The 19,052-nt window shown below is 47.9% G+C and carries 14 protein-coding genes and 1 tRNA gene; 2 read left to right on the top strand and 13 right to left on the bottom strand.

Annotated features, from left to right (window positions below; all coding sequences use genetic code 11):
* The first annotated feature begins 439 nt into the window (after positions 1-439).
* Both IB214_RS03660 and IB214_RS03655 read left to right on the top strand, forming a co-directional pair.
* Positions 440-1,147, top strand: a complete 708-nt coding sequence (locus IB214_RS03660) for a DUF554 domain-containing protein (protein ID WP_096755730.1) — start codon at positions 440-442, stop codon at positions 1,145-1,147.
* A gap of 105 nt (positions 1,148-1,252) precedes the next feature.
* Positions 1,253-1,328 (top strand) — tRNA-Phe (locus IB214_RS03655).
* A gap of 75 nt (positions 1,329-1,403) precedes the next feature.
* Here IB214_RS03655 and IB214_RS03650 read toward each other — a convergent pair.
* The 13 genes from IB214_RS03650 to IB214_RS03590 form a co-directional block, all read right to left on the bottom strand.
* Positions 1,404-2,774 (bottom strand): VasL domain-containing protein, encoded by a 1,371-nt coding sequence (locus IB214_RS03650; protein ID WP_117342647.1) that lies wholly within the window; start codon positions 2,772-2,774, stop codon positions 1,404-1,406.
* Between the two features lies 1 nt (position 2,775).
* On the bottom strand, positions 2,776-3,219 hold the full coding sequence (tssE, locus tag IB214_RS03645) for a type VI secretion system baseplate subunit TssE (protein WP_117342648.1): 444 nt from the start codon (positions 3,217-3,219) through the stop codon (positions 2,776-2,778).
* A complete protein-coding gene (gene tssJ / locus IB214_RS03640; RefSeq protein WP_096755711.1) occupies positions 3,219-3,752 on the bottom strand; it encodes a type VI secretion system lipoprotein TssJ in 534 nt (177 codons plus the stop codon). The genes tssE and tssJ overlap by 1 nt, the downstream gene beginning before the upstream one ends.
* Complete coding sequence (gene tssG, locus IB214_RS03635) at positions 3,727-4,824, bottom strand: type VI secretion system baseplate subunit TssG (protein ID WP_117342649.1); 1,098 nt, start codon at positions 4,822-4,824, stop codon at positions 3,727-3,729. Before tssG ends, tssJ begins: the two co-directional genes overlap by 26 nt.
* Positions 4,785-6,551 (bottom strand): type VI secretion system baseplate subunit TssF, encoded by a 1,767-nt coding sequence (tssF, locus tag IB214_RS03630; protein ID WP_117342650.1) that lies wholly within the window; start codon positions 6,549-6,551, stop codon positions 4,785-4,787. The genes tssG and tssF overlap by 40 nt, the downstream gene beginning before the upstream one ends.
* 34 nt (positions 6,552-6,585) lie before the next feature.
* Entirely contained in the window at positions 6,586-8,184 is a 1,599-nt protein-coding gene (tssA, locus tag IB214_RS03625) for a type VI secretion system protein TssA (RefSeq protein WP_117342651.1), read from the bottom strand.
* A complete protein-coding gene (locus IB214_RS03620; protein WP_244207860.1) occupies positions 8,181-11,312 on the bottom strand; it encodes an ImcF-related family protein in 3,132 nt (1,043 codons plus the stop codon). The genes tssA and IB214_RS03620 overlap by 4 nt, the downstream gene beginning before the upstream one ends.
* A 289-nt stretch (positions 11,313-11,601) precedes the next feature.
* Positions 11,602-12,753 (bottom strand): hypothetical protein, encoded by a 1,152-nt coding sequence (locus IB214_RS03615; protein WP_117342653.1) that lies wholly within the window; start codon positions 12,751-12,753, stop codon positions 11,602-11,604.
* Between the two features lie 6 nt (positions 12,754-12,759).
* Positions 12,760-13,026, bottom strand: a complete 267-nt coding sequence (locus tag IB214_RS03610; protein WP_096755705.1) for a PAAR domain-containing protein — start codon at positions 13,024-13,026, stop codon at positions 12,760-12,762.
* A 157-nt stretch (positions 13,027-13,183) separates the two neighbouring features.
* A complete protein-coding gene (locus IB214_RS03605) occupies positions 13,184-14,200 on the bottom strand; it encodes a putative type VI secretion system effector (protein ID WP_188249379.1) in 1,017 nt (338 codons plus the stop codon).
* A 23-nt stretch (positions 14,201-14,223) separates the two neighbouring features.
* Positions 14,224-15,240, bottom strand: coding sequence for a putative type VI secretion system effector (locus tag IB214_RS03600; protein ID WP_117342655.1), 1,017 nt, complete (start codon positions 15,238-15,240; stop codon positions 14,224-14,226).
* A gap of 20 nt (positions 15,241-15,260) precedes the next feature.
* The gene (locus IB214_RS03595; protein WP_117342656.1) at positions 15,261-18,044 is read right to left on the bottom strand and encodes a T6SS effector BTH_I2691 family protein; all 2,784 of its coding nucleotides are present in this window, start codon (positions 18,042-18,044) and stop codon (positions 15,261-15,263) included.
* 38 nt (positions 18,045-18,082) lie between these two features.
* A complete protein-coding gene (locus tag IB214_RS03590) occupies positions 18,083-19,051 on the bottom strand; it encodes a DUF4123 domain-containing protein (protein WP_117342657.1) in 969 nt (322 codons plus the stop codon).
* Position 19,052 lies beyond the last annotated feature (1 nt).

Genomic DNA, 19,052 nt, shown 5'->3' with positions numbered 1-19,052 from the left:
AAGTCCCGGACAATGCCACACGGCGTTATCCCACGAAATGTTTGGTCAAACTGGTTACCAGCCCCGACCGCCAGACATCAGTAAAAGCAGATAGCCTCTGATCTTACTGTTATCCTGCAGTGAGCGTACGCCGCCGTCACCGCATGGAGGGAGAATGAGGATGTGTCGTAGAAAGGGGAGAACGTCGCGCAAAAAGGCGATGTTGAAGGTGATGTAGGGGGAATTGATTCATCCCAGGCAACCCCATTCAGACAGGAGAAAATTCGCGCAATCATGGCACCTTTCACTACCAGGCGCAAGACAAAATCCTATGCATATCCCCACAGATAAACAAGCATTTTGCCGGACAATAGCGTCATAATAATGCAATCTGAAAACATAAATATACCCCGAAAATTGCCTTCGTCATCAAGACGATAACGGGTATGCAGGAGCTCATGTGGTAATCGGACCTTTTATTAATGCCAGCGCTATTTTACTTGGTGGCGTTCTCGGCACGCTGCTCAGCCAGCATTTACCCGAACGCATTCGGGTCTCAATGACCTCTATTTTCGGACTGGCTTCTCTGGGCATTGGTATCTTGCTGGTAATCAAATGCGCCAACCTGCCGGTTATGGTGCTGGCAACGCTGGTCGGCGCACTGATTGGCGAGTTGTGCCATCTGGAAAAAGGGATTAATGCGGCGGTCGCCAAAGCGCAGCAGCTTTTCTCAAAGTCAGATGCCAATGCAACGCACGAATCGTTTATTCAAAGCTTTGTCGCCATCATTGTATTGTTTTGTGCCAGCGGCACCGGGATCTTTGGGGCGATACATGAAGGAATGACCGGCGATCCGAATATTTTAATCGCGAAGTCGTTTCTCGATTTCTTCACCGCTATCATCTTCGCCTGTTCGCTGGGGATTGCGGTATCCGCCATTTGTGTGCCGATGCTGGCAATCCAGCTGACGCTCGCCGCCTGCGCCGCGCTGATCTTGCCTTTGACGACGCCTGCCATGATGGCTGACTTTAGCGCCGTAGGTGGCTTGCTGTTGCTGGCAACCGGCTTGCGTATCTGCGGAATTAAAATGTTTGCCGTCGTGAACATGCTACCTGCCCTACTATTGGCCATGCCGCTTTCCGCCGCGTGGACGGCATTTTTTGCCTGAGAATGCGTGCAATACCAGCAATGTGGTGATAGATTGTGCAGTCTGCATTGATTTGAAGAAATTTCGTTGACGAAAAGAAGCGAATCGGTTTTAATGCGCCTCGTTGCCCGGATAGCTCAGTCGGTAGAGCAGGGGATTGAAAATCCCCGTGTCCTTGGTTCGATTCCGAGTCCGGGCACCACTATTTAGAAAAACCAGCCTACGGGCTGGTTTTTTGCTTTCTGGGACTACAGGCTATTCATTAAACGTCGTGCGATTATTCGCTCCGTTTAACGCTTTGTTTCAACAACGCATAACGATTGAGAAGCTGATTCAGGCGCATATCAAGCTGCTGATATAAAGCTGGCGATATACTCCCTTGTGTTTTCAATTCTACGTCCATTTTACGCAGTAATTCTTCTGGCGGTGGCGTTTCATCCAGTTGACGGCGAATAGCAAAAATCGCGGACTTCAATTCCGAACCGGTTAAATATTTCCCCTTACGCTCATCAAGCGCATTTAGCTGGGCAGTTAACGTCTCCAGCCCCAGCTGTGCATGATGCCAGTTCAGTAATGCGCCATCCGGCAACGCTTCGGTAGCCCACTGTTTATATAATCCGCTGACGAGCTCAGCAGCCTGTGCTTCTTCTGGCCACAGAGTAGCTGTCTGCTGCGCGATCGCTGAGGCATATTCCCTTGACCACAAAGGTTGCTGGTGATGTAAAACATCGAGCTGCTTCTGCGTAGAAGCCAAAACATTCTGTTTTTTCTCATCCAGGTCTGAAGATTGCTTCAAGACCGACAACTGTGCAGGCGTCAGTGACATCGGTAACGGTTGCACCACGTCATACTGCGAAGCCTGCATAGCGTTGATCCCCCAAACAATACCAACACTCACCACAGCGGCGAACAGCACGCCAGTCGCAAAACCCTGCAACATCTGTCGGCGCCCGGAAGAAACATGAGTGGTAAAACCTGCGGTATTCACTTGCTCGGATGGTGCAGTTTCATTGACCACAAATACCAGTTGAGGTAAGGAAGTCGAGATATTATTTACCGTAACAGCGCGCATTTCTTTATGCTCGCCAGAGGCAGGTGCGGATGCCATCACGACTGCGGCTCCCGACTCTGCTTCAGACGTCTCCAGTCGCAAAGCCGCATTGTGCATCCAGGCAACAACGGTTTCCAGTTTGCTTAGCGTCTTCAATTCAAGGCGTTGCAATACTTCACAGGCCTGTTTCAAACTTTTTTCAACCCGATACACCGTCGCGAGATCAGCATATGACAGCGTCAATGTACGCAATTCTTGCTGTAGTCGGGTCGACAGCCAGGCCAGTATGTCAATGCGCGCATGAGTTTGTTGCGGCCATATTGTAGTCCAGTGATACGTGAGTAAAGCTTCAAGGAGTTCGCAACCTTCAGCAAGCCCTATAAGATCCGCATTACGTATTCTGGCGACGGTATACCAGGCAAGGGTTTGTAGTTCGATCCCATTGTTACGGAACAACGCCAGGCTTAACTGCTCAACCTTTTGCCAGTCAACATCCGGACGCGCAGGGTGCGTCAGCTTGTTGATTTCATCCCGCAGCAACCCATACTCTGCGAAAGTACGCGGATCGCTGCCCGTACTGATTCGGTTTTTATCCATGTTAATAAACTCCAGAATCAAGCCAACCCTGCCTTTTTAAGTGACGAATCAGTACCCGCCCCTCAGGGGTAAAATCTGTGCCATAGCGAACAACGCCAAGATCATGAAGTTCAGCATCGATGGAATAACGTAAATGCCCCGGCGCTTCCTGTTCCAGCATCGTGACCTGAATACCTTTGAGTCGTGGCTCATACTTCAGCAATACCTGAGAAAGCGTGCCGATAAGTTGGTGGGCTGTCCCCGGCATACCCTGGAGGATCTTCGTCATATCTGGCAGGCCGTAGTCGGGGAGATGCTTGAGGCTGCCAGCGCGAGTGTTCAGAATGCGTTGCATATTGTCCAGAACAGACAGAATGACCTGTGTGTTTTCGCTGACCGCCTGCAAAGGCAGCCCCCCCTCGAAATTCCCGAGTAAAATGTCATACAGAGAAGGTTGTCTGACCATTATTCGTCCTCCAGTGGCATGAGCGCCAGTCCCTGAGTTTTCAATTCAATAATCCGCGCCTTATCAGGATCAAGGTCCTCACGGCTTAATACTACTCGCCATGAATCTTCAGATTGTTCGGGGGAAATAAACATGCCTGCTACAGCGATATATTGTGCTTCTGTTTCTAATGGAATATCGAGCGTAACGCTTTCCCCCGGACGGACTCTGATATCTTTTTGTGCCACTAAATCTGCTTTCACCACAGTGCTATCCTCTGCAAATAATGACTGATAATTTGCAGAATCAAATGCCTTACGATCCTTTAGTTGATAAATACGTACAACCGTTGAAAGTGCGATACCCTGCGCATTTTTATTTACCGCTTCTCTTGCCAGAAAATCTAAATGCAGAGTTTTTATTTCCTTATAAAAAATTGACTTAGTTAATGATACCGTGCTTTCAGATACCGTTTGCGTCAAACCACATCCGGTTAGTAAACTGGCTATTCCGGTTATTACGGCAACGTTAATAGCGATAATCGCCAGTCTCATCGGCTTCCCTCCGCTGAATATTTTGTTTAAGACTCTGCCAGAGTCCAAGTTTAATGGTTATAAGTTGATTCATTGCTTCTGCGTTATTCGTATTATCCAGCCGCATCACCGCTGTACGACCGAGCTGTACGGCTCGTTCACTTTTGCTACTGGTCAGTTGAGCATCCGCAAGTGCCGAGCGAGGAATGCGTAATTGCAGCCTCGCGTTTACTCTGGCACCTAAATAAACATGCATTAGCGCTAAAAAATCACCGTTTAGCTGACCACCAGGTAGCCAGTCACGTATCTCCTCGCGGTTATCCGTGGTCAGCGTAATCAGCACCTGACTGTTAACATCCACGGCGCTTTGTCCCATCACTGGGCGGGAATAGAGGCTAACAGGTTGTCGTGAGCGCATTGTTAACGCCTTATCCAGCAAGATGACTCGCTTATCATGAGGCGTCACGGTCACCTTCGTTGTTGGCGAGAGTAAATACACCAGCGCGGCGATGCCTTCCTGCGTGCGCGTCGGCATTCTCATTATTCCCAACAAAGCCAGAAAACGAGAGACCGGCGTACCTGTTTGCGTTGCACAACCTCGGATCCCCAGCCCCGTCAACCCGAGCAAATACTGTGACGTCTCATCCGTACCTCCGGGACGAAAAGTCGCTGGATAGCTGTATTTACGCCAGATACGGTAAAACTGCGCAATTAAACGATGATTGAAAATATCCAGGAACTCAGCGGCAACATCCGCCCCCTCCTGCCTTTGGGCAATATCATCCAGATAGGTTGTCGGCAGAGGTGATTCCACACCATAAAGCCCCATAAAGGTGATGCGAACCGTGGGCGGAAACGTTGTTGGCTCAGGATGATATTCGGCACTTTTTAGCTCTCCCGCCGGGAATCCCATCCCAGGATGAGGGCGAAAGCGAATGACATCATACCGTGGACTCTGCTGGCTTCCCGGGCAGGGCATGTGCGGATTCCACTGCTCCAGTAACTGGCAGAAGCGATAAAAGTTTGTTCGCGGTAGGTTTTCGCCAAGCGTATTTAGCAACCGGGTAGTCGCTGATTGTGATTCTCTTTCCATCGCAAGCTTTTCCCTGCCGGCTGAATGATTAAAGTAAGCTGATTAAACAAATGAATATCCGCGTACAATGCAAAAAAACGGTTAAGCATTTCGCCAAACAGATGAATATCACCCTCGCCTGTAAATCCGTTCTCATCAAGCGTGACTTCAATATCTACACCTCGAAGCAAAAAACCTTTTTCAAAGCGCTGCATCTCATGCTGTTGGACATCCATAATGGCATCCAGACGACGGTAATTAAGTTCATCATCCTGCCAGTTATAGAGAGACAACGTTCCCTTGAGCACGTCTGCGCTGGCCATCATATTCAGAAAACTGGATCCTAAATGGCTCAATACTCGCCAGTGAAAGCGGTCCTCGGCAGGCGGATAAGCAGGCAAGGTCGGCTTACACAGATTGCGTACCGCAAGCGGCGTCTGGAGAATTTGTTCACACCGATTAAGCAAAGCGCTCTGCAAAGCCCGCCGAGGTAATTGACCGTTGGTTCCGGTCACTTTCAATGACAACGTTTCGCGTTCCGCGATACGCTCTTGCTCCCAGGCATCGCCTCCCAAAATCAACCATGTGTCATAGAGGCCCGCCACGCCACGTCTGACGCGGGTATGGTAATAACGCTCCGGTGCGTTACGGTGCATTAGTCCCCCTTTATGGCGGAAGCTAGTGAACGGAACATAGACAGCGCTACGCGTTCGTTGCGACCCCGAAACTGCATCCACAGAGTAGATTTCGGTATGCCCATCCTGCAATCTTCGCGGACGCAATAAATATTCACTTTCTAACCCATTAACGACTAACGGGTCAGCCTCCATGGTGAATAAATTAATAACCGGCACACAATGCAAACGTATATTTTCGCTGCTTACCGGAAGTTCAGAATCCCATTGTTGATTAAGCACTACTTCTATTTCAAATTCATTTATCCCTGCTGGAAAAGTTATCTCATCCAGACCATTAAGATGGACAAACATAAATTTTTCACGAAAAGTAAAATATTCAAGCAATAGCTGCCAGCCGCCAAAAACAGTATCCCCCTTCGGCCAAAGACAATCTTCCTCGGTAAATCCTCCTGGTGAAAAATAGCCATCCAGGCGAATACGTTCAGAGTTGCCAGGTAATCTTAGATGGAGAGAGGCCTGGCGTTTTGTTAATGCCAGATGCAGGGCATGTGTTACCGGTGCGTCACCGCACAAGTAGAGACTCAGATTTTTAACATCAGTTTGTGACCAATCCATCTGGGGATTACAGGTAAATCGGATACGAATAACAGAACGGCCGTCAGGTTCAGCATCCAGATTCACCGCCGTGATACGCAACGGATTAAGCGCGACCGGTTGTGTGGTGCGGTACTGGCAAACCGTTTTCTTAGGGCCAACTGGTTGAGAGAGTACGCCAAATCCCGCACTCACCCGTTCATTCATTTTCAGTACATTAATGTCGGGCAAAAGCTCAACAATGCTTAAAGAAGGAACAGTACGTAAATAATGTGGCCACAGCAGACTCATCAAACCTTCGGTAAACTCAGGAAGATGATCGTCAATTTTGGCGCGGAGCCGCCCCATGGAAAATGCAAAACCTTCAAATAATCGTTCAACATAGGGATCGGGTATTCCCGCTTTGTCCAGATCCAACATAGCGGCCCGATCCGGATGCGCCTGAGCAAACTCTTTTGCTGCTTCCCTTAAATAACGCATTTCCGCATCATAATAACGCAGAGTTAGATCTTCCATTTCACCGTTCGCTTATTCTGTTTCTGTTTTTGCTTCAGCCGCATAAGACGGCTGCCCTGGCGGGATCGATGGCGATCAATCCGGACAACAGTGCGTCCATTTCTTGCGCCAGACGGGTTTTATCACTTTCACTACGGTTGGCTTTTAAACGCAGTAATTTCAGGCGTCTCGCTTTTACTTCAAATAACAGTTCAGGTTCCCACTGTTCGAGGATAAGAGACTGCGCTGCCGTATTTAGCTCCCCAAGCAAATGCAGCGCGAGATCGTTGCGGCCGCATTGTTCAGTCAGGCGAGCCATCAACAGTTGGCGCAGCCAGCGCTGGCGAACCGAAATAATACCGGGCCGAGCCTGAAGCCAGGCAAGCGCCGCCTCAATCCCTTCGCTATCGGCTAGCGCCAGAGCCTCGCTTTCCAGTAGCAAAATATCGTCGTCAGCCCCGGCAGAAGCCGCCGTGATGTTCTCTGTCTGCCAGTCACTCTCCTGCATAACATCACGGGTTATCCATTCGCGGGTGACATCATCGGCAAAGGGAGTACCGTCGTTAAATGCCAGCGTTTCCAGACCCGGCATTCGATGCAGCAGCATCTTCAGATCGCTGATAATAATTTCAGGATATTTATCCCACGGCGTACCTGCCCGACTGACCGCCTGATGAAGATACCACTGCACATCCAGCCAGAAGTGGTTGACCCCCTCTGCAAATAAACTGTCCGTTAACTCAATCAGCTCTGTCCAACTTTGTTGCAAGTACAGACGCTTGAGCTGGGCTCGGTAATCACTCTTGGGGGGGATCAGACGCGTACGCCCTGCGCCATCGGGCGGTGGAAGTTGACAGACAGTATCCAGCCGCACGCTTTTCATCAAATGATGCGCCGCCAGCCAACCGTCGGGTTGATCGCGGAGATATTTCGCCAGCACTCGCGTCTGCTCAAGCAGTTCTCGTCCGGAAGCAATACTTTTGAGCGCTGGCGCTTCTGCGCTTTGTCGACCCGACTGGACCCCGATGTTTTGCGGGACCAGTGCCTGAGCACCGCCTGATTGCACCAGACGATTCTCCAGGGCGCTATACAGCGCTCCGAGTCCAGGACGAAGGTTCTCCTCCCGCTGGCTAAACATCTGCTGCAGTAATATCAGCGCACCGGTAATTCGTTGCGCATCGGGTCGTGAGACTTCAGGGTAACGTGCCAGACTATCCAGCATCCGTCCGCCAGCCAGCCATTCAAGAGCCGCCTTATGGCTGTTAGCTCTTAAAGGATGCAGGTTATCGCCATAACGTTGCATCAGACCTGCCAGTAAGGTCAGGCCATCGGCGAGGCCAGGCTCACCATCCCGATGCAAACGAGCCCATGTGTAATAGGTTACGACGCGAACATCCTTACTGGTGGTGGTCAGAAGCTTTTCTGCCAGCGCAATGATGAGATCGGTTTGTGCGCCGGAGAGTTTATTGACCTCTTCTCTCATACGCTGAAAATCATCATCATAACCAGGATCTTCGCCGCCAGGACTCACCTCGGAAATCGGCAGTAGCCAGTTCTGCCAAAGCACAGTCTGCGCTTGCGCCTGTTCCATCAACCGCTGTTGTTCATCTGGCGAAGTCATACTGGCTGCCAGGAGACGATTCAGGGCGCTCATTCTTGTTCCTCTGATGAAGTCTGACTGCTTATAACAAAAATATTCTCGGGTAATTCAAAATCGCGTAGCTGGAGTAATGCGAGCGGACCATCACCGGCTTCCGTTCTCAGCGTATAGTTCAGCGGAAGGCCATCCTGGGCAGTCCAGCGCAGGTTAAAGCCGCTGTTAACCCCGGCATTATCGGTAATCTCCGCTTTCTCAAGCAGCCTTATCCAGCCCCAGGTTCCTGGATTATCGGAGTAGATTCGGGTCCCCGTTTTCGTGCTCACCCAGCTTAAGGTTGCGCCCGATGCTTCTGTATCCGCCGGCCAGACAATGTTTTTCCATACCGGCATCTGATTGACGTAGGTGAGTTTCTGACCGTCAATAACCAGATCGGTTTGCATGACATCACGCGCGGTTCCGGGGCGTAGCTCAAAACGTAAACCGGCTTCACCACGGGTAAATGCCACATCCGCAAGCTGGCTTAGCGTATCCATCGCCTCAAGAAATACCGGATCAAATACCAGCCCCTGCGCATTCACCGTATCAGGAACCCAGTGGCTACCCTGTTTATGCAGTACACCGCTTAAGTGACTTTCGAGAAACTGCGGGATCCGACCGTTATCATTGCGCAAATATTGGGCCAGTAGCGGCAACGAGACCTCACTTCCTACGTCACTAAATGGGTAACGTCCGCCAAATGCATTGTTCCAGTCATTAACAATCAGCGCCTTCCACTGCGCGTTCAGCCCGGCTGCCGTCGGCTGCAAAACCTGCTGCCATGACTGCTCCAGCGGCTGGACAAACAGGGTTTGACCAAACCCACTCCATGCCTGCCCTAAACTCGCAGCCACCAGGTTGCCATAGTCACGCGTGGTGGTGAGATCGACGGTTTTCCCCTGAAATACCGTTTGTGCCAGCGCCTGGCTCATGCCCTGCGGATCGGCGGCATTGGTCACCTGCTGGAGTTTCAGCCGTACCTGGGTAACTCGCGTCAGGTAGGTTTGCAGACTCAGATGGCTGAGATCCTGCCCACCTGATTTATCGTCCATCAAGGCGAGAACCGGCGAGAACGTGTCCGCCATGGGGCCGTCTTCGCGCGCATGCTGATCAATCGTCTGGTTCTCTTTGGTTTTAAACAGATCTTTTGCTGACTTCACCAGTGAGTCCGACAACGCTTCTCCGGTGAATCCGGTACGCCCTTGTACTGAAAGTGTGTTCATTAGCGCAACCAGAGGTGATTGACGAACATCGGCAATCAACGTCAGTTGATCGATAGCGTCACTCAAAGTCTGGCTGCGCTTCCAGCGCAAACTGTTGAGAAAATCCTGCCAGTTCCCGGCAAAGTCAGTGAAATAACGCTCGCTAAGGCGCGCTTTTAGCGCCTCCGGGGAGAGCGGATCGCTTGCGGAATGCGTATCATCACCCAGCACCTGATCCACCTCTTCCCGGCGGTTATTCACTACTTTTTCTATCGCCGGTAACACTTCCTCTTCCCAGGCTTTACGGGTATATACGCCAGCAATCGTACTTCGGGTATAAAATACGCTCTCCGCACGGGTGTCACCGGTCATATCCTCCAGACGAAGATCGGTGTAATGCGGGGTCACCTGCTCAATAATTTTTTGATACAGCGCAGCCTCACCGTTGCGGATCCCCATCTGACGAATTAACAGCGTACGCACCTGGCTAATAAGATTTTTATCCGCCGCCAGCGTCCATTCAGGATGCGCAGGCAGATTTTGCCCCCAGAATCGCCACAGCCCTGGCCCTACGCCCTGCCATGATGCCTGTGACATCCCTGACCGCTCAGGCCAGTCTTTCATCAACGTCTGGCTAAAAAATGACGCCTCCATCTGCTCTGGCCGGGAAAGCATCAAGTACATTTTCAGCTGGTTGTAGGCATTCTTCGCCCGCCCAGCGAACTGAGGGCTGTCTGGCGCGAGCCGGGTTAATGCCGTGAGTTCCTGAGTAAGATGCTTTGCGGCTTCATCACGCAAGAGCGGGATAGCGATACGTGCATAACTCGGCCACAGCGCATCCAACAACGCATCGTTCTGGCTTAAGCCAAAGCGGTAATACCACGGAACCCCATTCTGCTGGCGCCAGCGCAGTTTACCAGGCGTTTGCTGCAGCGCGGACAGCGCCGAAAGGCGCTCAGCGAGCGGTTTATCCTGACCGGCAGCCAGCTTAGCTTGATCCCGGCTTTCCACCACCAGGCTGCGGTTAACCAGAAATGAGACCACCATTCCCGCGCCCCACAGCAACATTAGACCGGCAGTACCGACTGCAAGCACACGCATCCCTGAACGGCCTGTGCGCTGTGCCTTTAGTTCAGCAGGTAATGCGGGGAGTGAATCAAGCAGCGCACGCCAGCGCTCATCACCCGTCCAGACATGTACCACTCGCGACGTAGTACCTTCTACAGACAGGCTAAAAATCACACCTGCCAGCGGGAGGCCGCGATGAGCGCTGAAAAAAGTCGTTAGCGAATCGCTAATGGCTGCGGCGCTATGCGTCAGCAAATTAGCCATTTTCAGTAAGAAGTTATCGCGAATATTTAGCGTGAGCTGCTGCGTTCCCTGCTGCGCCAGTTGTGAAGCCAACGAGGTAAGCTGCAAGCGACATAATGCAGGGGTACATCCCGGTGACAACAAACAGGTTGCGGACTGAGCATCTACCCCATCATGTGCAGAGTGAGTACCATGCAGCGACCAGAGATATAACGGAATACGCCAGCGAAGCGTGGTAAAAATAGCCTGAAGATGGCGAGCAACGTCGTCCATCTGTTGTGCTGTTAAGGGAGTGATGGGATCGGTGTGAACCAGCACATCCTGTTGCTGGAAGTGGTTACCTACCCATACCGCCCCGTCCAGTGGGCGTCGATGCAGCTTGCGTATCGCATTGAACAAGGTGACATCCGGCGTGTCAGCCAGATCTCCCCCCCAAATTAACACCACACCATCACCTTCAGCCCAGCGCTGAGAGGTGAGTTTAGGCACCAGTTGATCCACCTGAGAGGCATCCCCCATCACCAGCAGAATGCGGGTTTTGGCGCGCCAGCGGCGGCCGTAATTCTCTTTAAGTGTAGAATGGATGTTAATGAATATATTACTATCTAATGCGGTGGTCGTATTATTTCCCACATTTGCCTTATCAGATGATTTCCATGGCATAAAAAAATAAACAATTGATTTATATTTTAACAATGGAACGTACGATATCAGCACTGATTTCAGCGCATTCATCTGCCATAATTTAAAAATATAACACAGCGCTAATAAAACAGTTGTAACGACGATTATCCTTGTTGTTTGGGACTCCACCCCCAAATACTCTCCGTAATAAAAAAGCACTACGTAACATATCAAACCAACGACAACCAAAATACATAGCCAACCAAATAGCCGCAACAAGGTAGACTTATTCATATATCTATTCCTGATTTCTGATTTTTTTAACCCTCGACAATATAATCTTTCCATTCGATTCCGAGAATATTAGATCCACAGCACTCACCTTTTTTCCATTCAATAAAGAAAACATCAACATCATCCAGATATCAAACTCTCCGTGAATGCCAATATATAACTCTGCATAATATTGCTCAAGGTTGTTGTTGTGTTCATTAAGAAGAACTGCCACCTTGGCCACATCTTTTTTATCGCTATATTTTCCTATCAACAAATTGTCAATTATCCCAACCTTGGCCTGATAAAAAATAAGATCGTTAAGGTCGTTGAACAGTTCACCTTCATTCGTAGAGATAGACCTATATAACCTTGCTTTCTCAACACTATTATTCTGATTAACTAACACCGGCGGAGCGAAAAGAAAAGCACACATCCCATCCCCCGTTCTATGGTGATTATCTTTGATATCCGTTGATTTTTCCCCTACAATAATTAACCTGAATTTATCCTCCGTAACGCTTAGCCATTCATTAATATTTAATACATAATCGTGCAAGGTAAATTCACTGTTTTTAATTATGTCTTCAGAGAGCCCAAGTCGTTTCCAGGCCAATAAAAAAGGCTGCCACGCTGAAACCCCTGACATCTGACCAATAATAAAGTTAATAACAAAACCTTTTTCAGAAGTAATCTCAATTAATCTGGCTCTCATGGGAGCCAATAACTCATGGAATAAAACAGTATAATCGATTGATTCTGAAAAATGTAACGCCCTGGTTCCAATGGCGTTGAACTCATTGACTTCAAGTAAATGGGGTATCTGCGATTCTTCGGGAAAGAGATAGCTGTAATCTACAATGCTTATATAATCAGACGCCCATTCAGACCACTCATAATCAATATTAGAACTTTCCGTTGATATCAACTCATTTCGTTCAAGAGACACACCAAGTTGAAATAATCGAAGTCCTATATATATAATAAACACCATAAAAACACTTAATGATATTGCGAAAGCATAATAAAAATAATCACTATTATGAGTAATATAATAAAAAAGAGTAAATAGCAGGTAAATCATTATTAACAATGAAAAAAAAACACCACTATCACGCCCCCACCGAATAGAAGGTATAGGTTGTATTTTCTTTTTAACCGGGATATTCCAACTCATTTTAACTTACCAAATTCCGCTACAGGGAAGAGTTGAAATAACATAACAACCGCATTGACACATGCATTTATGCACAGCCACTGGTTTTCCATCTGAGATCCACTCTGTAGAACCCTGAATTATTTTATTTACTCCATGAAATGGAATAGGGCATATAACAGTGTCATCAAGCAATGCGACGCCTAAACCATCGATAATTATCGTTGACGAAACTGAAATTACTTTACCACCACTACTTAATGGATCATTGAGTCTGACTAAACCTAAAAACATAAATCCTCACTATAAAGTAACATAACTATCCAGATTTATTTTTTGAAAAAACAAAAAATTATCCAGCATATTTATATAATAAGATAAAGATCAGATAATAACATCTCACCTGGTAATAAATATTAGCTTTAAAATTAAATCCACAAATAAAACTCGTCTAATAGTAATAGAACCACCATCCTGATGTCATTACCCGCACAGATTTTCCATTTTTTTTGAATTCTTTTATTCTTCTGCGTTTTAATCTGCGCAAATCAATATTGTTCACATTCTCCCAGCCAGCAACAGTCAATATCTCTTCCGTCAGCTGTTCTTTCGGAAAAGGATGTCGTCGCCAGATCGTCCATATTGCGGGCAGGATATACAGAAAGGTCCCCATGGTCAGAAACATCGTGACTCCACTCACTATTTTTTCAGTAACAACCCAGCCGTCTTGGCAAATAAACACTACCAACATCGTAATAATTAACAAAATAACGATCGAAATGGGGACTTTCATCGCGTCTATTCGTGCCCGTCGTATTCCCTGGTAACACCACGGTGGCATGGTCAGCGAGCGTGCATGCGGCCGGATAAGGGCATATACCAGGTACTCCTCTCCCACCGGCGCGGCAATCAGTTCCACTTCCTCACCTTCCCGGCAATAGGGTGCGCCCAGCCACCCTGAAAACTGCCGGCCATTGATTTCGCCCGTAACGTACCACGCCGCAGCAGGAACCCTGTCTTCATTGCTCTCCACCATGCCCTGTGCCGTTGCCGCTGACCCCGTCGAGGCCAGCACCATTGCGGCTGACGCCATGTTCTCATCCTGCCTGCTGAAATATTCCCACGTCTGCGGATAGGCTTTGGTGTCAAAATAGTGCGTCAGGCAGCGCTGGTGGTAATTTGTCACCACTCCGCTGACCTTTATCAGCGGGGCTGGCGGGGGCAGTACCGGGTCCGATGGCATATCAGCCAGCGCTTTTGCCAGCTGCTTTTCTTCACGGTACAGTTCTGCCAGCCGTTTTTTATGCTTCTTCTTACCTTCCGATTCATAGTACGCAATGATTTGTCTTAATTTCATCCATTCCCTGCGCTGCCGGAGATAGTTCTCTTTCACATACCCTTTACCCTTCTCCAGCCCCCGGATATAGGCCCGGGGCATATCGGCGAACAGTTCGTCATCTTCTGTCATAATATTTAATCTTTTAATTCCAGCTAATAGTAATAAAACCACCATCCTGATTTAAGTAATCGAATAGATCGTCCTTGTTTCTTAAATTCTTTTATCTTTTTCTTGTCGTGTTTCAGAAGGTCAATATTGGTCACATTATCCCAGCCAGCAACAGTCAATATCTCTTCCGTCAGCTGTTCTTTCGGAAAAGGATGTCGTCGCCAGATCGTCCATATTGCGGGCAGGATATACAGAAAGGTCCCCGTAACCAAAAATATCGTTATCACTTGCATCAATCCTTCACTAACGACCCAATCTTCTTTATACAAACCCACTATCAGCAGCAGAATAGCCAGAATAATAACGACCGAAATGGGGACTTTCATCGCGTCTATTCGTGCCCGTCGTATTCCCTGGTAACACCACGGCGGCATGGTCAGCGAGCGTGCATGTGGCCGGATAAGGGCATATACCAGATACTCCTCTCCCACCGGCGCGGCAATCAGCTCCACTTCCTCACCTTCCCGGCAATAGGGGGCGCCCAGCCACCCTGAAAACTGCCGGCCATTGATTTCGCCCGTAACGTACCACGCCGCCGCTGGAACCCTGTCTTCATTGCTCGCCACCATGCCCTGTGCCGTTGCCGCAGACCCCGTCGAGGCCAGCACCATCGCGGCAGACGCCATGTTCTCATCCTGCCTGCTGAAATATTCCCACGTCTGCGGATAGGCTTTGGTGTCAAAATAGTGCGACAGGCAGCGCTGGTGGTAGTTTGTCACCACGCCACTGACCTTTATCAGCGGGGCTGGCGGGGGCAGTACCGGGTCCGGTGGCATATCGGCCAGCGCTTTTGCCAGCTGTTTTTCTTCACGATACAGTTCCGCCAGCCGTTTTTTATGCTCCTTCTTGCCTTCCGATTCATAGTGCGCAATGGTTTGTCTTAATTTTATCCATTCCCTGCGCTCCCGGAGATAATTCTCTTTCACATACCCTTTCCCCTTCTCCAGTCCCCGGATATAGGCTCTGGGCATATCGGCGAACAGCTCATCATCTTCTGTCATAGTATTTTGTTGCTCCAAAATTAAACCACAGCAGGGACTTCCGGCTCATCATAGATAATAAATGGCCAGTAAATTATTGGTTTTCCACGTTGTTGTTTTTTAGCTGAAGATAATTGACGTAAGCTTTCTTGCAGTGAATTCCTGGTTTCATCAATAAATATATTGATTTTTTCCGGCGAATAACTGTCGATATCAATCGAACAATTATCACCAAACAATCCATTCTCAATCCACGACTGTAAGGCATCGCGTGAATAATATTCCGTCAGAATATATTCAGCGACCATCAATAACAGGGCCACCTCCCAGGAAGCCAACAACCCCACCCATTCGACGCCTAATTTTGTGAATTGCGGCGCAGCTGCCCTCCCCAGCCATACGGCTAATTCCCCTTCAGCAGTATCCCAGCCAAAGCGTTCAATCAGCACCGACATCAATTTCCCTTCCGCTTTGGCAATAATGGCGACATCACTAAGAGTCTTGACTAAATATAATCCCGTAAATGCCCATTTCTTACTGGAGTTCGGTAAACCAACTTTGTTCAATAATGTAGAGAAATCTAATCCCAGCGAAAGACCTGCACTTATCAACGAGCATCCTGCGCCAAACATTTTCATGTAGTGGAGACTATTTTTATCTTTAAGAATGGCCTCCATTGCAGGGGTTGCAATATCAATCATCCCGCTCGCCGTTGCCGATATTGCGCTGACTACCTTCGCGTAGTTAGCTGGTTCATTTTTAAAATTATCGAGTTGGTTATACAACTCAACGACATTGAAAAATAAAACAAAAATCCTAATACTGGTCACCGCATAACCAGAATGTCCCGCTGGCTGGCTAAGATAATCTGCATAAGATTTTTCAAGTGCGGCATATTTCTTTCTCGCCCTCCGGAGAAGATCGGCCCGAATGGCTCTTTGCGGGCTGTAAAAAACAGTGCCGGTAATGTAAGCCCTGCGTTCCGTGGCCCAGCCAAAATATTTACTGAACAATATTTTTGTTTCTAACTCTGACTTTCCAGCAGACAGCGATAAAAGGGTTCGAACAATGAGGTCATTCATGGTATTGAGAACAGGTCCAATCCGTGATACGGAGAAAAACCTGGCCCCTACGGTTGCCATATGCTGGTCCATTTTATACAGCACTTTTTTCGAGAATACGGCATTTCCAGCCAGTGGTTTTGAAATTTCACTCGTTGCTTTTTCAAAACCTTTAAATATTTTATTGAGTTTAGCGCCATTCTTCTCAAAAAAGTAGAGTACATCATTTTCAGAAACCGGAGCGATGCTACACTGGTGCAAGCTAGCCAATAATGACTCCGCATCTGCCATGATCTCTGGATTATTATAAAAATGTGTTCTCCAAACCAGATTAGTTTCACTTGTCGTCGTATATGCGTCTATCCAGTCATCCAGCAATTTTACACCTGATGGCGACTCACCAAGACTAGTCATCGCGAAGGCAGCTATTTCACGATAGCTCGTATTATCAACAGGATCGTTAGAGAAAAAATCCTGTAACATTGTTATAAATAAAGAAGCCTGTAACCATTCACAACGATAGCTAATCAGCTTAGCGAGTTGTTCATCAATTTTTTGTGTTAGATCAGCACAACATTTATTAAAAGACTCCCATTTAGTCTGCCTGATCATTCGTGCATATTTAGACCAATCATTAGCTACCTGGTGTTTTTTATAAACTTCGTTTTGTTTTCCCTTTACCTGCTTTTCGAATTCTTCGCGGGTTAGTATATCCTTCGGGTCTGTACCTTTAGATTTCTCATTCTGGGCATACATATCATAAGAATAATCCATTGCAGGAGGAGAGATATATGTTTCCTGGGGTAATACAGAAAGTTGGGCTTCAACATTCTGTTCCGAGCTTTTGTTAACAATCTCCTTAACTCCGTTAATCAGACTCTGGGTACAGAACTCCAGGGCGCGTTCTTCACCATATATCTTCGCCATCGCCAGGACATCATTCGTCCATCCCGTCAGCTCATGCGTTATCCCTGTTGCATCATGCAGCGCCATCAGCAACGGTGTGACGGGGGAACCGTCTGGCTTCACTCCCCGTTCCTTCATCTGCCGGATTGTGTTTCCGGCCACTCCGCTCTTCCACGGGTACAATGTCTCCTGCGGCCCCGGCTCTTTGACTATTGCATAGCGTTCACTCACACACTGGCTGACGCGGATTTTAGTATGGGTGCCATACGGTAACAGCATTGCCGGACTCAGCTGGCTTCCCTGCGGCGCGATGTAATCCAGAACCCCTGTAAGATTGCCTGTCGTTGCTTCTGCCGTTTGTTCTGAAGTCTGCGGTGACGTCCAGTTTGATGCACTCAGGCGCTGCATTCTGCTCTGCCGTTGCCCGTCATCGCCCGCGTAACGCTCCATCGTTTTTTTCGTCCAGGGACACTGTGTGAATGCTATCCAGATATCATTCTCCAGGACTTCATATGGCAGCGTCAGAAAATCCTTTCCGCCGTTACTGTAGGTTCCCTGCCGACAGTCAGGCTCTGACTTCTCCAGAACATTTTTCGCCGATAGCTGTTTCCACAAACTGCCGTCATCACACACTGACCACGCTTCCCAGTCCGTCAGGTACGGATAGTAGATATAGATATAACCCCTGCGCATCGCACGCAGCGCATAGTGGTAATTTTCACTTTCTGCCGGATAAGACGACGCACCTGGTTTTGCCCACGCCGGCAGTGCTTCCTGAATATATTCAGGAACCACCGCATAGCGTACAGGCAGTAATGCCGGTCCCTGTAACATACAGTCACATTTATAATTTTTCATCCCTGTTCTCCTGCATATTCGAACTGTAAATCGCTTAATTAATGATCTTCGCGAATGTCATTCCATTGCTGTTCTGTGACATGGGATATGATTTGAGTAAATTTTTTCTTCCCACTTAGGCTATTTATTTCAAGCAACCTTTTAATCATTCCATGGTTATAAAACTCCGGAGCAATATTAATTGAACACTCCCCCCACTTAATAAGTTCTTCTTCATTAGTAAAAGCACACATCTCGGCTCTTTTAAGTGACTGCTGCAATAGTTTAAACACCGCTGACTCCGAGAAACGTTCACTACTCAAATGCGCTAAGCGATAATTACAGATAATCCTATTTTTTATCCCGACGAAATGTATATCACGCCAATTGCCAGCGCTCAGTGATAACGTATATGAAAGTCGCAGTTGATTATCAGATTGATTTATTTTATTGATAAACTGCCCATCGCCATCAATAAAACTCCACACTTCAACTGGTCCTAACAAACGTCGTTGTTGCCAATCATCCAGAATGGATAAAAGAGAGATCATAATTGCAGGGTCATAATATCGAAGCAAAACATCTTTTCCATCACGCTGTTGGATAGCAACTTCTCCCAGGTAAGCAGCGAGATTGATAATATCTTCTTCACAAGTGAGCCAACCACAAATCATCCTGCCCTTACCCAGCAGTATTTCATTAGGTTCGATCTCTTTCAGGGCTTGCATAATACTTTCATGTAGTATTTTACAATCCTCAGGTAAAGATAAATCCAGTGAAACCAAACACGGCTCAAATTCTGAGGTTAGGTAACGATTAGCAACTGGTACCCTCACAACCCCTCTATCTATTATTTGGTTGTAGAATGATGAACTTTGATTCCTTAATCTTATAATTGCAGCGTCAATCATTAATATACAATTTCTATTTAGCGTTCTAAAACGATCAAATATTTCCTCGCCAATATCCCCCCCCTGATTTTGCATTGCCTGTAAGGAGTAATCATAAGTAATTAAAGATTCCTTCATT

This window comes from Citrobacter sp. C1 (assembly GCF_014596895.2).
GTDB classification, from domain to species: domain Bacteria; phylum Pseudomonadota; class Gammaproteobacteria; order Enterobacterales; family Enterobacteriaceae; genus Citrobacter; species Citrobacter gillenii.
The sequence above is the reverse complement of the archived record's forward strand: the minus strand, read 5'-3'. Positions and strand labels throughout refer to the sequence as shown.